Consider the following 14,089-nt stretch of genomic DNA (forward strand, 5'->3'; position numbering starts at 1 on the left):
AAAATATGAAAACCATTAAGATCATATCACGATTCATACTAAGTGTGACTGCCGCATGTTGCATGGCTTCTTGCAACTATATCTGGACGTTGTCCCGGATGAAACAGCCGACTTGCCCGACGCAATGAAAGACAGAGCTTCCACATTGGGTTTCCTTCATTCATGTTATACTTATTTCGAGTGGTTTTACACAGTTGAAAACTCATTCATCAACTCGACCGATGAATATGCCCGCCCCTTACTATGGGCTGACGACGGACAGAAAGCGGCATGGAACCAGCTTTCTCCTTCCAGTCAAACCGCCCCGTGGAATAGTTGTTACGATGGAATAGGACGATGCCATCTATTCATGGATCAGCTTGACAAGAGCAATCCGACGGGAGTAACCGAGAGCGATAAAAGACGCTGGAAAGCCGAAGCTTTGTTCTGTCGGGCACTCTATCATTTTATGTTACTAGAGTCATACGGACCTATACCATTAGTGACTGAACATTACAATCAAAACCTTGACAAAAAGGATTTTCCGGGCAGATCGCATTTCGATGTATGTGTAGACTCCATAGCTGAATGGTTTGACCGGGCTGCCTTCGAATTGCCGCCAACAGTACAGAACAGCGAACTGGGACGTGCTACTTCAACAGCTTGCAAAGCCTTAAAAGCGCGATTGTTGGTTTATGCCGCCTCCCCCCTGTGGAATGGCTCATTCCCTTATTCAAACTGGAAGAACACTAACTTTGAAACTCCGGGATATGGAAAGGAGTTAGTCAGCAGAACATACGATGAAAACAAATGGGAACGCGCCCTGACAGCTTGCAACGAGGCTCTTGATTGGGCACTGACTCAAGGTAACCGCAAACTGTTCGACCTTGCCACTTCCACCAGTATCAGAATAAACCAAGGAGTTCCATTGCCTAATATAGAGGGGGTTGATGACCAGTTTAAAGAGTCGGTAATGCTCATGCGTTACCTCAATACGACACGTGAGACTGATGGCAATAAAGAAGTAATCTTTGCCATCGGAAGCGGTGACAACTATGGCATCTATTCACAAATACCTCATGGCGTCACCACTTACAACGGCTCTCCTGTAGGAGGATGGGGAGGTATTGCTGTTTTCTTGAACTCTGTTGAAAGATTTTATACAAAGAATGGAAAATTGCCCCAATACGATCATACTTTTCCCGATAAATCGGACTGGTTTGAATCGGCAGGTCTGTCTAATCCGGATATCATAAAACTGAATGTCAATCGTGAACCGCGTTTCTATGCATGGGTTTGTTACGATGGAGGTGAATATAGTTCGTTCATAGCCGATGGCTCACCACTGATACTTGAAGCGCGTAACTCGCAAAAACATGGGTACAACCCTGACAGATATAATAGAGATAATAATGCAACCGGATATTTCTCCAAAAAGAGAATACAACCAAACTTCCAATGGCGCTCTCAAGATAATGGCAATAATTATGCTCATACTCCACTGGCAGTCATACGTTTGGCGGAATTATACCTCAATCTGGCGGAATGTCATGCTGCATTGAACAGCAAACAAGATGTCTTGGACAACCTGAACATTGTTCGTAATCGTGCAGGTATTCCCGATTTAGAATTATCTGACATAAACTCTGATATGAGTTTAATGGATTGGGTGCGCAGTGAACGTTATGCTGAATTATGGTTTGAAGGACACCGCTATTTTGATGCCCGGCGTTGGACAATTGCTCCGGAGGTATTCAAAGCCGGTGTCCGTGAAGGTCTTAATGCCATCGCAAAAAAAGATCCATCGTTCCGTGAGTTTAACCAAAGAGTAAAGGTGGACCAACCTTTTATGTGGAACAACAAAATGTATCTTCTTCCGATCAATGACTCGGAGATATACAGCAATCCCCAACTAGTACAATCGCCCGAATATTAATTTAGAATTACCAGAATTATGAAAACGATATTATTGAAATTAATTTTAATACTTGGTGTATGTCAGATTGTATATTCATGTAGCAACGAATATTCGAATGATAAGTTATTCCCTGAAGAATATCACAAAATATTGTATTTCAAGAACGAGGGCAAGCATATATTTAGTTGGCAGGCTTCTGAAAATACGGTCGAAGAGCCTCTTCTGGTTATTAAGGCAGGAAGTGACCCGTCTTTGACTGCAACGGTTAACGTGCGTGCATTGACACAACAGGAAATCGATGAAAATTATAGCCAGCCCGAAAATCAAAGTTACAAGACAATAACGCCTGATGCATATTCATTTAAAGACGGAGTTCACGAACTAACGTTTGCAACTAACGAGACGTCGAAATATCTTTATCTGAATTTTGATGTAGCTAAAATATATCAGTTAATCAAATCGGCACCTGGATCTAAACTTGTTTTGGCACTCCAGTTGGAAAGTACAGAAGAGGGTATTGTGAATGTTGAAATGAACCGGGTCTTATATGTTTTTGATATAAACGGGCAGCAAGTGGAATGGGGAAAAAAGGATATACAGATTGAAAGTGCGACATATAGTTCAATGAGTGTAAAACTCAAAGCCGAAATTGCAGATAATATATCCAATTTCTCTTGCGGACTCGATTTCTCACAAAACGCGCAACTGGTGTCTGCATATAATGATTTTCATTCAACCAATTATGAAGCGCTTCCCGCAGGAGCCTACCATGTGAATGATTTTTCTTTTGCAAATGGCAATGATGATGCTACAACGACATTGACAGTAGCAAGTTCAACATTGCAAAAAGATAAGCACTATCTTCTTCCGTTGAAGTTTGCAGCCCCCTCGTCCCCACAAATAGAGGTATCGGACGAGATTTATTACCTGACTGTTGTGGTACCTGCTGATCCACAAGTCATTCCCGACAACAGAGAATGGAAAATATTGCTATGCAACAGCGACCAGAAGATGGAGAATCCCTCATCAACGGATGGGGATAATATCGGAGCCGGAGCCATCATAGATGGAATTTTCGACAATCACTGGCATTCGAGTTATTGGGGAAAAGATGTCAATGGATTCAATAATAAAGATGACTACCACTATGGCTTCACAGATTATCATTGTTTTGATGGAATGAGAACACCTATCACAATTGTCATAGATATGAAGAATTCAATAGAAGTAAGCGATATCGGACTGACTCAACGAAGAGATAACGCGAACATTAAGAAGATAGATTTCTATGTTTCGGACGATCCTCTATTTTTATTCAAAACGATTGCCGATGGAGGAACATCTGCTGATTACTCGGCTGTGGCACTAAATAACTGGACGCTTCTCTTTTCTAAAGAGAACGCTCCACGACAGAATGAAACCATCTGGTTCGGTGACAGTGAGACGATAACGCCACAAAAGGGACGATTCCTGAAAATTGTAATTTCCAGTGCATACAACGATCCCTATGGGCTCAATGGTGTGGATTACATCGTTGTCGGTATGGCCGAATTGCAAGTAAAACAACTTTCTACAATGATTGGAAAAATAATTCAATAAGATGAAACACAGATTTAATTTTTTAACACTTTTGCTGGTATTGTTTACAATACCAGCAGGTATCTTTGCCAGAGAAAGCAAATTCACAAAGCGAGGCAGCGGACCATTGTTTTGGAATATGTACCAATACAATTTCCGGTATGGAACATCAATGCCTGAAGATGTTTGGAAAAAGAATATCGACTGGCTTGCCGAGGAGTTTTTACCTTATGGATATGATATGGCAGCTACTGACGGTTGGTTATTTAACCTCAATTCTATAGATCAATATGGTTATCTGACCAAATATGACAGTTCGTGGACATACGGACTGAAGTATTGGGGCGATTATCTCAAAAGTAAAGGCATGAGATTCGGATTCTATTTCAACCCATTATGGGTACCTAAAGCTGCCTATGTGCAGAATAATAATATCAAAGGAACTTCCATTCCGATAACTGACGTGGTAGGCACTACAAAGTTTGAAGATCACCTGTACTGGATAGATACTGACAAACCAGGAGCGGAACAGTGGGTGAAAGGCTGTATCAGAACAATGATAGATCAGGGAATAGAGTTGCTGAAGATAGACTTTCTTGGTTACTATGAACGGGATTACGGAACCAATAGATACATCAAGGCATTGAAATGGATGGCTGAAGAAGCCGGAGATGAAATGTTGCTTAGTTACTCTGTTCCTAATTGTCGCAACGATGCCCGCAACGAGATTATTTATGCGGATATGATTCGCATAAGTACTGACTGTGACGGTGGCGGATGGTGGTTTATCAGCGACAAAGAGCGCGGACAGGTTAACGAAAGCGGACAAGGTGATAAATACCGAAGTGCTTTTGATGGATTAATCGGATGGGCTGATATTATCGGGGTGAAAGGACAAACTATAATGGATCCCGATTTTGTTCAACTCAACACATTGGCAAGCGATGCCGAAAGAGAGTTTCATATCTCAATGTTGCTGGTTAGCGGTTCTCCAATTGGTATCACCGATCAATATAATACGATTGGTGATTGCGCCAAATTCTACAAAAACACAGAGATGCTGGAATTGAATAAACTCGGTTTTGTAGGTAAGCCACTTAGTACCAGTATATGGGATAAACAAAACAGTTCGAGATGGATAGGACAACTTCCTGATGGAGATTGGATTGTCGGGCTGTTCAATAGAGAATCGACAGTGCTTGAATATGGTATTGATTTTGAAAAGGAACTGGGAATTAAAGGTGGAAAGGTGAAGAATGTACGTGATTTGTGGCTGCATCAGGATTTAGGCGCAATGTCGGGCCGATACTCGGTGCGACTTGAACCACATTCATGTAAGGTTTTACGTATCAAACCCAATTCAAAGAGATACAAAGCGGCTGTTGCCTCACTCAGAAATGGTGCAGTTATAAATAGATAATGATTATGAAAGGATACCCTCAATATTTATGGTTTGTAGTTCTCGCCCTATTACTGGTTTGCACAGGTTGTAGCAATGAGGGTGAGACAGAAGACGATAACAACCAGCATGTTAAAGTCGAAGGCTTTTATGTCAAAGGGCTTGAAAACGTAAATGCATGTGTTGAGTTTGATGTAGAGGTTGATGCCGCCGGTACATATACATTGCATGTCATGGGCTACAACTATTCCAAAGGGACAGCTACGTGTAGCTTATATGTCAACGGTCAAAAACAATCGCAACTTGGATTTCAGGAACAATCCAACTGGAGCGAAAAAGTAGTTCAGGTATCGTTGGCAGCCGGCATAAATCAAATAGCCTTTCAACGGGACGCTGGTGATAACGGACAGTTTTATCTCGATTACATAGAAATAGACTAATAGTATGTTTACCAGAAAGATGAAAATCGTTTTATTGCTTTTTGTATTGTTCTGCCTTGCAGATAATGCTAATGCTACACCTCGCTGGCGTATTCTGGATAGTGGAGCGATAGAATGGCAAATAGACGGTCGGCTCCCCCATTATGACCATATTGAAATGAGCGGTTTAAAGGTTTCAGCGGTATTACGTTATGGCGTAAACGGCGATGGGCAATTTGTGATGGAACGTTCAATGATATGGCCTATGTTGCGGACGATACCCAACAATACACATGCAAGCCTGATGCAACGATTTGCAATTGATTACGCTTCTTTGTTGTTAGTTAATGGTATGGCTCTCAACAATGAAAAAGTGAAATCGATATGTATCGACGGACGACTCACGGTAGTAAGCCTTTTTGCTATTGGATACCAGAATACAGGTACGGCACGCAATAGAGAGCCAGTACCTGTAGTCGAACTTACGAGATCATTCTTTCCTTCAACAGACAAACCGATGCTTTGTGAACGTTATACGGTCAAGAATATCTCATCAAAACCTATTTCTGTTATTGTACCTTTTCAAAAAGCCGTTTACAAAACCGATCCTGTAAAAGGAGTGGATGGATCATACACTATAGTTACCTCTATACAAAATAAGGAAGACTGTTTATACACTATTGCTCCTAAAGAATCATTGACTTTCGACGCTTCTGTTCAGGCTTATAAAAAAGGAGAGAAAGAATTGATAGTCGATATAGCAGACGAGGAACATAAACGAATGGCCTTTGTCGACAAGATATGGAACAATCTTAGCTTTGTCTCCCCTGATCCGGTAGTAAATACAGCATTTGCTTTTGCTAAAGTAAGAGCAGCAGAGAGTATCTTTGCTACCGGAGGAGGATTCATGCACAGTCCTGGAGGAGAATCATATTATGCAGCTGTTTGGGCGAATGACCAAGCGGAGTATGCCAATCCTTTCTTTCCCTTTTTGGGTTATGATATCGGAAACGCGTCCGCATTAAACTCATTCAGGCTTTTTGCCCGCTTCATGAATTCTGATTACAAACCCATACCCAGCTCTATCATTGCCGAGGGGAAGGATACCTGGAACGGGGCTGGCGATCGTGGCGATGCAGCGATGATAGCTTATGGGGCCGCCCGTTATGCACTAGCCAAAGCAGATAAAAAGGAAGCACAAGAGTTATGGCCCTTGATTGAGTGGTGTCTGGAATACTGCAAAAGAAAAATAAATGCTTCCGGAATTGTGACTTCAGATGCTGATGAGCTTGAAGGACGCTTTCCAGCAGGTAACGCAAACCTTTGTACATCAAGTTTGTATTATGACGCTCTGGTATCGGCAAGCTATCTTGCCAAAGAACTTGGCAAGCAGTCTTCTGTTTCAAAAGAATATGCCCGGCAGGCGAAAGTATTAAAAAATAATATAAACAATTATTTTGGTAGCCGTATAGAAGGGTTCGACAGTTACCGCTATTATGAAGGCAATGATATTTTACGTTCATGGATAGCTATCCCTCTGACAGTCGGGATCTTTGAAAAGAAGACAGGAACCGTCGAAGCATTATTCTCTCCCCGTTTGTGGAGCAAAGACGGCTTATTGACACAAGCCGGAACAGATACTTTCTGGGACAGATCTACTCTTTACGCTCTACGAGGAGTGTATAGCGCAGGAGCAAGGGAGAGGGCAATGGAACACATGGCATATTACTCACAGCAACGCCTGCTTGGGGAACATGTTCCATATCCTATCGAGGCCTGGCCCGAAGGAAACCAACGGCATTTGTCAGCCGAAAGTGCTTTGTATTGCCGTATAGTAACCGAAGGTATTTTTGGTATTCGTCCGACAGGATTTAATTCATTCTCACTCTGTCCACAACTACCTGATAAATGGAATTCGATGAGATTGAATAATGTTTCGGCATTTGCATTTTCGCCGTTTGATATAATCGTTGAACGACAAGGAAATAAAATAAAGACCTATGTGCTACGTAATGGAAAGCCCGTGAAAACATATCACACAGAGAATGGGAAAGATATAAATATTACCTTCTAAAATGGCTTTTATTTAGATATGGACTATGCGGATTCCTACTCCTGATTTTAACTAAATCCGTATTCATCCGTGTAATCCATATCTAATCAATATCATTGTTGGTTTTCTTCTCGGTCTATCCGAATAAACTTCAGAAGTCGTTCTACCGCTTCTTCTTCAGGAATATTTTTCTCCACACACACCTTGCCTTTATAGAGACTGATTTTCCCCCGTCCTGCTCCTACATAGCCGTAGTCTGCATCTGCCATCTCACCGGGACCATTCACGATACACCCCATGATGCCGATCTTCAGCCCTTTCAAATGTGAAGTGGCTACCTTAATACGGGCAATAGTCTTTTCCAAGTCGTAAAGTGTACGGCCGCAACCGGGACAAGATATATATTCTGTTTTGGAGGTACGGGTACGTCCGGCCTGCAAGATTCCGAAAGCAGTAGCATCAACGACGGCATGGCTCAAGTTACCCTGATTGAACAGGAAGATGCCATCACAAAGACCGTCAAAAATCAAGGCTCCCATATCGACTGCGGACTTTATCTGCAAATTCTCCGCATCATCTTCCGAATAATGCTGGAAGAAGACAACCGGATTTTGCAAACCTTCCGTCATTAGTTGATGTACCAGTGCACGGTGCTCACCCAAACGGTTCGGATGATTGCTTTGGGAAACAATCACTACTTCCGGATGATGTTTCAGGCAGGCTATCACTTCGTCCGTTTGTGCCATGTAGGGCATAAACAGGAATTTAACCTCTGCATTGCATTCTCCCATTAACGGCAGCTGTGCATGATTGAATGCAGGCCAGGTTCCGTCTTCTCCCTGCCATACATCCGCATCAAGAATATATTCTACTCCGTCTTCCCGTTGATCGGGCAAGGTTCTTCCGGCATAAATATAGTCCGGTGTGAATTGCAGGTTTACCTCTGTCTTCCCATCCATACGGTCGGCAATAACCACAGGTACATGTTCACCTCCGATATTACGGACGGCTTTTGTCTTGCGACGTTCGGGAGACAGATAATTGAATTCCGGTGCCTCCAATCCCGGGATATAAGGATGATCCTGCCTCAACAGAACATAATCCACCAGTTTACGGGCCACCGGGATTTCAGCTTCAGGAGCTTCGCTCAAAGAGACCCGAATGGTATCTCCCAATCCGTCACTCAACAGCGCACCGATGCCAAGGGCGGACTTGATACGTCCGTCTTCTCCATCTCCGGCTTCTGTCACCCCAAGGTGGAGCGGGAAAGTCATCCCCTCTTTTTCCATGACGTCCACCAACAGACGAACAGTCTTCACCATTACCACTGTATTGGAGGCTTTGATGGAAATCACTACATCTGTGAAGTCCTCCGCTACACAGATACGAAGGAATTCCATACAGGATTCCACCATTCCTTCGGGAGTATCGCCATAACGGGACATGATACGATCGGACAGAGAGCCATGATTTACTCCGATCCGGATAGCCGTGTGATTCTCTTTACAGATATTCAGGAACGGGACAAACCGGTCATGGATTTTCTGTATTTCCTGCGCATACTCCTCGTCTGTATATTCCAGTTTCTTAAAAGTACGAGCAGCATCTACATAATTTCCCGGATTGATTCGCACCTTTTCCGCATATTGAGCAGCCACGTCTGCCACTTTCGGATTGAAATGCACATCAGCAACCAACGGAACCATATATCCCTGGCTACGCAGTCCGATATTAATGTTCATCAGATTTTCGGCTTCTTTGATGCCCTGGGTTGTGAGGCGTACATACTCTCCACCTGCATCAACAATACGTTTCGCCTGTTCCACACAAGCCTGTGTATCCTGCGTAGACGTGTTTGTCATCGACTGGACACGAATAGAATTGGGGCCGCCCAACGGCACAGCCCCAATATTTACTTCTGTGGTTTCTCTTCGAAAATAATTGAATAGATCCATTAGTTCGTTTTATATTCAAACTTCACTTCTTTCAGTTCTTCGTTTGCTTTTACGATTTTCTTTTTCAGTCCTTCCTTGTAAGCAGCAAAAGCTTCTGCCAGTTTCTCATCGCTCAATGCCAGCATCTGGATGGCAAGGATAGCGGCATTCATCGCTCCGTTGATGGCAACCGTTGCTACAGGAATGCCCGGAGGCATCTGAATGATAGAATAAAGTGCGTCCACACCATCGAGCACGGAACCTTTTACAGGTACTCCGATCACCGGCAATGTAGTGTTAGCCGCAATTACACCGGGAAGGGCGGCAGCCATTCCGGCAGCAGCGATAATTACTTTAATGCCACGGTTGCGGGCATTCTTCGCAAACTCTTCCACAGCTTCGGGCGTGCGGTGAGCAGAAAGAGCGTTCATTTCGAACGGTACATGCATATCATTCAGTAGCTGTGCAGCCTTCTCCATAACAGGAAGGTCGGACGTGCTGCCCATGATAATACTTACAATTGGAGTCATAGAATAAAAATTAAAAGCCTCTTCACAGCCCTTTCACGAAGAGAGGGGGTTCAGCTACATTCAACTTATATTAGTTATATTTCTGTTTGCACTATCCGTTTACCACGGCTTTATACGCTTCGGCATCCAGTAGATCTTCCACCGCTTTTACATCCGCCGGCTTCACTTTAATCAACCAACCTTCGCCATAGGGATCTTTATTAACCAGTTCCGGGTTTTCTTCCAATGCTTCATTTTGTTCGAGCACCTCACCTGCTATCGGCAGGAAAAGATCGGAAATAGTTTTCACTACTTCAATCGTTCCGAAAGTTTCACCGGCTTCCAACGTTTCACCAACAGTCGGGATATCTACGAACACAATATCGCCCAATTGTTCCTGTGCATAATCGGTGATACCAACGTATGCAATGTCTCCGTCAACGCGAATCCATTCGTGTTCGTTCGTGTACTTCAAATTCTGTGGAAAGTTCATAATGATTAGTTTTTAGGATTTATACTGTTTTAAAATAAAAATACTCGAAATAAGATGTTACTCACCGGATGAAGTACCAAAAGGGCACATATCAGACCGACAGCAAAACCGGAAAGCACCTCACCCAGTGTGTGATGTCCCAGAACAATGCGTGCAGAACCCAATATACCGGCAATCAAAATAAACAGGCATAGCCATCCGACCGGATTGTAACCGAACAAGGCACTGAAAGAAATCAAGCCTCCGATCACCCCGCCCATTCCTGCCATGTGTTCGCTCAACTTCCATTTCAGGTTTACTGCAATGCAAATGATAGACACTACCAGGGAAGCAAGAATGATACCAGTCATATACCACGGGATATTCAGCCTACGCATCATCAGCAGGCAGAACACATACGAGATAATGGTCAGTAGAATAGGTACATAACGCTTCTTACGTTCACTCAACTCCTGACGGGCAAACCCATTGATTTTACGAAACAAGAAAATTGTAATAGTAGGTGTCAGTATGGTGAAGCAGTAAACGATTCCCAACACTATCAACTTATATTGTATCGGCATGATACGAAGATAAGAAAACAGGAATAACACCAGAAACGATAAAAACGGAATAGAAAATGGAGTAAAGACCATCGAAGTGACTCTCGCCACCTGCAACATCGTCTTATCCGCTATGATATGTTCTCTCTCTCTGTCCACTCTTCTTTGATTACTAGTTACTAATTATAAATTACAATTCTCATTCTTCATTGTCAATTATCCATTATTTCCGCAGTCTCGCCACGGGAATATTCAGTTGTTGACGGTATTTGGCTACTGTCCTGCGGGCAATGGGATAACCTTTCTCCTTTAATATATCCGCCAATTCATCATCGGTCAGGGGTTTCTTCTTGTCCTCGCCTTCAATACACTCTTTCAGGATCTTACGAATCTCACGGACAGACATCTCTTCGCCATCTTCTGTGGTATATCCGTCACTGAAAAAGTATTTGAGCGGATAGATACCGTAATTCGTCTGTACATATTTACTGTTACTCACACGGGAGATTGTCGAAATATCCAATCCCGTACGTTCCGCCACGTCTTTCAGAATCATCGGTTTCAATAGCGATTCATCTCCTTCCAAGAAGAAAGGACGTTGCAGGTCGATAATCGCCTGCATGGTAACCATCAAGGTATTCTGACGCTGACGGACAGCATCGATAAATCCTTGTGCCGCATCCATTTTCTGTTTCAGAAACATCATCGCTTCTTTAGATTCCTTAGACTGGTTAGCCCTGTTTTTTGTATGCTCCTCCACCATTTCCGTGAAGTCACGACTCATACGGAGTTCGGGAACATTGCGGTTATTGAGACTTACATTGATGGTTCCGTCATCATACGTTTCCACAATAAAGTCAGGAACTATTTGTTGGAGATTTCTGCCAATTGCTTCTCCTAAAGAAGCACCCGGACGTGGATTCAGTTTGGTTATTTCAGTAATGGTTTCCTGGAAAGTCTCTTCATCAATATCCAGTTTCTTTATAATCTTCTCCCAATGTTTACGGGTGAATTCTTCGTAACATTCTCTGATAATCCTTTCTTCCAGATTCAAGATAGGACTGGGAGTTTTCTCTTCTTCTTTTTTCCGGCGAATCTGTATCAACAGACATTCCTGAAGACTACGCGCACCGATACCTGCCGGATCGAAGTCCTGTAAGATGTTCAATGCTTCTTCCAGTTCTTCTTCGGTCGATTCGATACCGGCATAAATCGCCAGTTCGTCGCAGATACTTTCCAAAGATTTGCGAAGCAATCCGTCATCATCCAATGAACCGATCAGGTATTCCACCAAGTCACACTGGTGCTCTGTCAGGTTGCGTTCACGCAACTGTTCTTTCAGGATTTCATAAAAAGAGGTGGAGTCGGAAAATGGAATATCCTCCGCTTGTTCATCTTTCGAACGGTTGTTCTCTTGCAATTTATAATCGGGAATATCGTCTTCTGTCAGATAGTCACTCAAAGAATCATAGTCATTGGCATCGCTATCCATGCCATCCTCTGCATTCTCGGTATCGGAATATTCATTATCCGTAGCATTCTCTTCTTTACCTTCTTCAAGTGCCGGATTTTCAAGCAGTTCAGCATGGATACGGTCTTCCAACTCTACTGCGGGAAGCTCCAACAGTTTCACGACCAGAATCTGCTGGGGCGAGAGCGTCTGTACCTGCTGTTGCGCCTGAGATTGTATTTGACGGGAACCTTGTGCCATATTCGTTTTTGCTTTCTACTGTTTCTCGCTACAAAAGTAACTTTTTAACGAGAGATTACACAGATTAGGGAGATAATTTTTAATCCTATAACACAAAATTCGTTATCTTTGTTGCACGAACTTAAAAACTAGGACAATATGTTTGCCAAAGAAACGTATATGCAGCGGAGAGCCCTGCTAAAAAAGAACTTAGGCTCCGGAGTGTTGTTATTTCTCGGAAATGACGAGTGCGGACTGAATTACGAAGATAACACATTCCGTTATCGTCAGGATTCCACTTTCCTTTATTATTTCGGACTTTCATGTGCCGGACTTTCGGCTATTATCGATATAGATGAAGACAAAGAAATTATCTTTGGTGATGAGTTGTCTATCGACGCAATCGTATGGATGGGATCACAGCCGACGTTGCACGAAAAATGCGAACGTGTAGGCGTAAAAAATCTGATGCCGTCTGCTGACATTGTAAGCTACCTCCATCAGTGTGTACAGAAAGGGAAAGCAATTCACTATCTGCCTCCTTACCGCCCTGAACATAAACTGAAACTGATGGACTGGCTGGGTATTCCTCCCGCACATCAGGAAGGTTCTGTTCCATTCATCCGTGCCGTGATCGCTCAACGCAACTATAAATCTGCAGAAGAAATCGTAGAAATAGAAAAGGCTTGCGATGTAACTGCCGATATGCATATTACAGCTATGAAAGTACTTCGTCCGGGTATGTACGAATATGAAGTGGTAGCTGAAATGAACCGGGTGGCCGAATCTAATAACTGCCAGCTATCATTCGCTACAATTGCCACTATCAACGGGCAGACTCTGCACAATCATTATCACGGAAATAAAGTGAAGCCGGGTGATTTGTTCTTAATCGATGCCGGTGCAGAAGTAGAGTCAGGTTATGCGGGTGATATGTCGTCTACCATTCCTGCCGATAAGAAGTTCACCACCCGTCAGCGTGAAGTATACGAGATTCAGAACGCCATGCATCTGGAATCCGTAAAGGCTCTCCGTCCGGGTATTCCTTATATGGACGTATACGAACTGTCAGCCCGCGTCATGGTGGACGGTATGAAGACGCTCGGATTGATGAAAGGAAATACCGAGGATGCTGTACGCGAAGGTGCCCATGCGTTGTTCTATCCGCACGGACTAGGTCACATGATGGGATTGGATGTACATGATATGGAGAATCTGGGAGAGATATGGGTAGGTTACAACGGTCAACCGAAGAGCACACAGTTCGGTCGCAAATCGCAACGCCTTGCTATTCCATTGGAACCGGGTTTTGTACACACGGTAGAACCGGGTATTTATTTTATTCCGGAACTGATCGACATGTGGAAAGCAGAAAAGAAATTTACCGATTTTATCAACTACGAGATAGTGGAGACTTATAAGGACTTCGGTGGTATCCGCAATGAGGAAGATTATCTGATTACAGAAACCGGTGCCCGCCGATTAGGCAAGAAGATTCCTTTGACACCGGAAGAGGTGGAAGCTTTAAGATAAAAAGCCTCATCAAAATAAAAGAAGAACCTTTCTTCTATTCAA

11 protein-coding genes are annotated in these 14,089 nt (G+C 43.3%); 6 read left to right on the top strand and 5 right to left on the bottom strand.

Annotation, left to right across the window (positions count from 1 at the left end; genetic code table 11):
* Positions 1-55 precede the first annotated feature (55 nt).
* The 5 genes from Bovatus_RS12950 to Bovatus_RS12970 are packed head-to-tail and all read left to right on the top strand — an operon-like array spanning position 56 to position 7,367.
* Positions 56-1,915 (top strand): RagB/SusD family nutrient uptake outer membrane protein, encoded by a 1,860-nt coding sequence (locus Bovatus_RS12950; protein WP_004296225.1) that lies wholly within the window; start codon positions 56-58, stop codon positions 1,913-1,915.
* 18 nt (positions 1,916-1,933) lie between these two features.
* Positions 1,934-3,496: a BT_3987 domain-containing protein gene (locus tag Bovatus_RS12955; protein WP_004296226.1), complete on the top strand. Its 1,563-nt coding sequence runs from the start codon at positions 1,934-1,936 to the stop codon at positions 3,494-3,496.
* A 1-nt stretch (position 3,497) separates the two neighbouring features.
* A complete protein-coding gene (locus Bovatus_RS12960) occupies positions 3,498-4,895 on the top strand; it encodes an alpha-galactosidase (protein ID WP_004296227.1) in 1,398 nt (465 codons plus the stop codon).
* A 5-nt stretch (positions 4,896-4,900) separates the two neighbouring features.
* Positions 4,901-5,314, top strand: a complete 414-nt coding sequence (locus tag Bovatus_RS12965) for a CBM35 domain-containing protein (protein ID WP_004323277.1) — start codon at positions 4,901-4,903, stop codon at positions 5,312-5,314.
* A 4-nt stretch (positions 5,315-5,318) separates the two neighbouring features.
* Positions 5,319-7,367, top strand: a complete 2,049-nt coding sequence (locus tag Bovatus_RS12970; protein ID WP_004296229.1) for a glucosidase family protein — start codon at positions 5,319-5,321, stop codon at positions 7,365-7,367.
* 92 nt (positions 7,368-7,459) lie between these two features.
* Here Bovatus_RS12970 and Bovatus_RS12975 read toward each other — a convergent pair whose 3' ends face one another.
* The 5 genes from Bovatus_RS12975 to rpoN form a co-directional block, all read right to left on the bottom strand.
* On the bottom strand, positions 7,460-9,301 hold the full coding sequence (locus tag Bovatus_RS12975) for a 4-hydroxy-3-methylbut-2-en-1-yl diphosphate synthase (RefSeq protein ID WP_004296230.1): 1,842 nt from the start codon (positions 9,299-9,301) through the stop codon (positions 7,460-7,462).
* Positions 9,301-9,810: a 5-(carboxyamino)imidazole ribonucleotide mutase gene (gene purE / locus Bovatus_RS12980; RefSeq protein ID WP_004296231.1), complete on the bottom strand. Its 510-nt coding sequence runs from the start codon at positions 9,808-9,810 to the stop codon at positions 9,301-9,303. Before purE ends, Bovatus_RS12975 begins: the two co-directional genes overlap by 1 nt.
* A gap of 91 nt (positions 9,811-9,901) precedes the next feature.
* Positions 9,902-10,282 (bottom strand): glycine cleavage system protein GcvH, encoded by a 381-nt coding sequence (gene gcvH / locus Bovatus_RS12985; protein ID WP_004296232.1) that lies wholly within the window; start codon positions 10,280-10,282, stop codon positions 9,902-9,904.
* A gap of 29 nt (positions 10,283-10,311) precedes the next feature.
* Positions 10,312-10,983: a phosphatase PAP2 family protein gene (locus Bovatus_RS12990; RefSeq protein WP_004296233.1), complete on the bottom strand. Its 672-nt coding sequence runs from the start codon at positions 10,981-10,983 to the stop codon at positions 10,312-10,314.
* 64 nt (positions 10,984-11,047) lie between these two features.
* The gene (gene rpoN / locus Bovatus_RS12995; RefSeq protein ID WP_004296234.1) at positions 11,048-12,535 is read right to left on the bottom strand and encodes an RNA polymerase factor sigma-54; all 1,488 of its coding nucleotides are present in this window, start codon (positions 12,533-12,535) and stop codon (positions 11,048-11,050) included.
* Positions 12,536-12,673: 138 nt separating this feature from the next.
* Here rpoN and Bovatus_RS13000 point away from each other — a divergent pair, with 138 nt between their 5' ends.
* On the top strand, positions 12,674-14,047 hold the full coding sequence (locus tag Bovatus_RS13000; RefSeq protein WP_004296235.1) for an aminopeptidase P family protein: 1,374 nt from the start codon (positions 12,674-12,676) through the stop codon (positions 14,045-14,047).
* Positions 14,048-14,089: the final 42 nt, after the last annotated feature.

The sequence above is a fragment of the Bacteroides ovatus genome, from assembly GCF_001314995.1.
Lineage (GTDB): Bacteria > Bacteroidota > Bacteroidia > Bacteroidales > Bacteroidaceae > Bacteroides > Bacteroides ovatus.

What these genes read in the sequence shown, in the direction of transcription:
- Bovatus_RS12950 (WP_004296225.1), top strand. Translation starts at nt 56, where the DNA reads ATGTTGCATGGCTTCTTGCAACTATATCTGGACGTTGTCCCGGATGAA.
- Bovatus_RS12955 (WP_004296226.1), top strand. Translation starts at nt 1,934, where the DNA reads ATGAAAACGATATTATTGAAATTAATTTTAATACTTGGTGTATGTCAG.
- Bovatus_RS12960 (WP_004296227.1), top strand. Translation starts at nt 3,498, where the DNA reads ATGAAACACAGATTTAATTTTTTAACACTTTTGCTGGTATTGTTTACA.
- Bovatus_RS12965 (WP_004323277.1), top strand. Translation starts at nt 4,901, where the DNA reads ATGAAAGGATACCCTCAATATTTATGGTTTGTAGTTCTCGCCCTATTA.
- Bovatus_RS12970 (WP_004296229.1), top strand. Translation starts at nt 5,319, where the DNA reads ATGTTTACCAGAAAGATGAAAATCGTTTTATTGCTTTTTGTATTGTTC.
- Bovatus_RS12975 (WP_004296230.1), bottom strand. Translation starts at nt 9,301, where the DNA reads ATGGATCTATTCAATTATTTTCGAAGAGAAACCACAGAAGTAAATATT.
- purE (WP_004296231.1), bottom strand. Translation starts at nt 9,810, where the DNA reads ATGACTCCAATTGTAAGTATTATCATGGGCAGCACGTCCGACCTTCCT.
- gcvH (WP_004296232.1), bottom strand. Translation starts at nt 10,282, where the DNA reads ATGAACTTTCCACAGAATTTGAAGTACACGAACGAACACGAATGGATT.
- rpoN (WP_004296234.1), bottom strand. Translation starts at nt 12,535, where the DNA reads ATGGCACAAGGTTCCCGTCAAATACAATCTCAGGCGCAACAGCAGGTA.
- Bovatus_RS13000 (WP_004296235.1), top strand. Translation starts at nt 12,674, where the DNA reads ATGTTTGCCAAAGAAACGTATATGCAGCGGAGAGCCCTGCTAAAAAAG.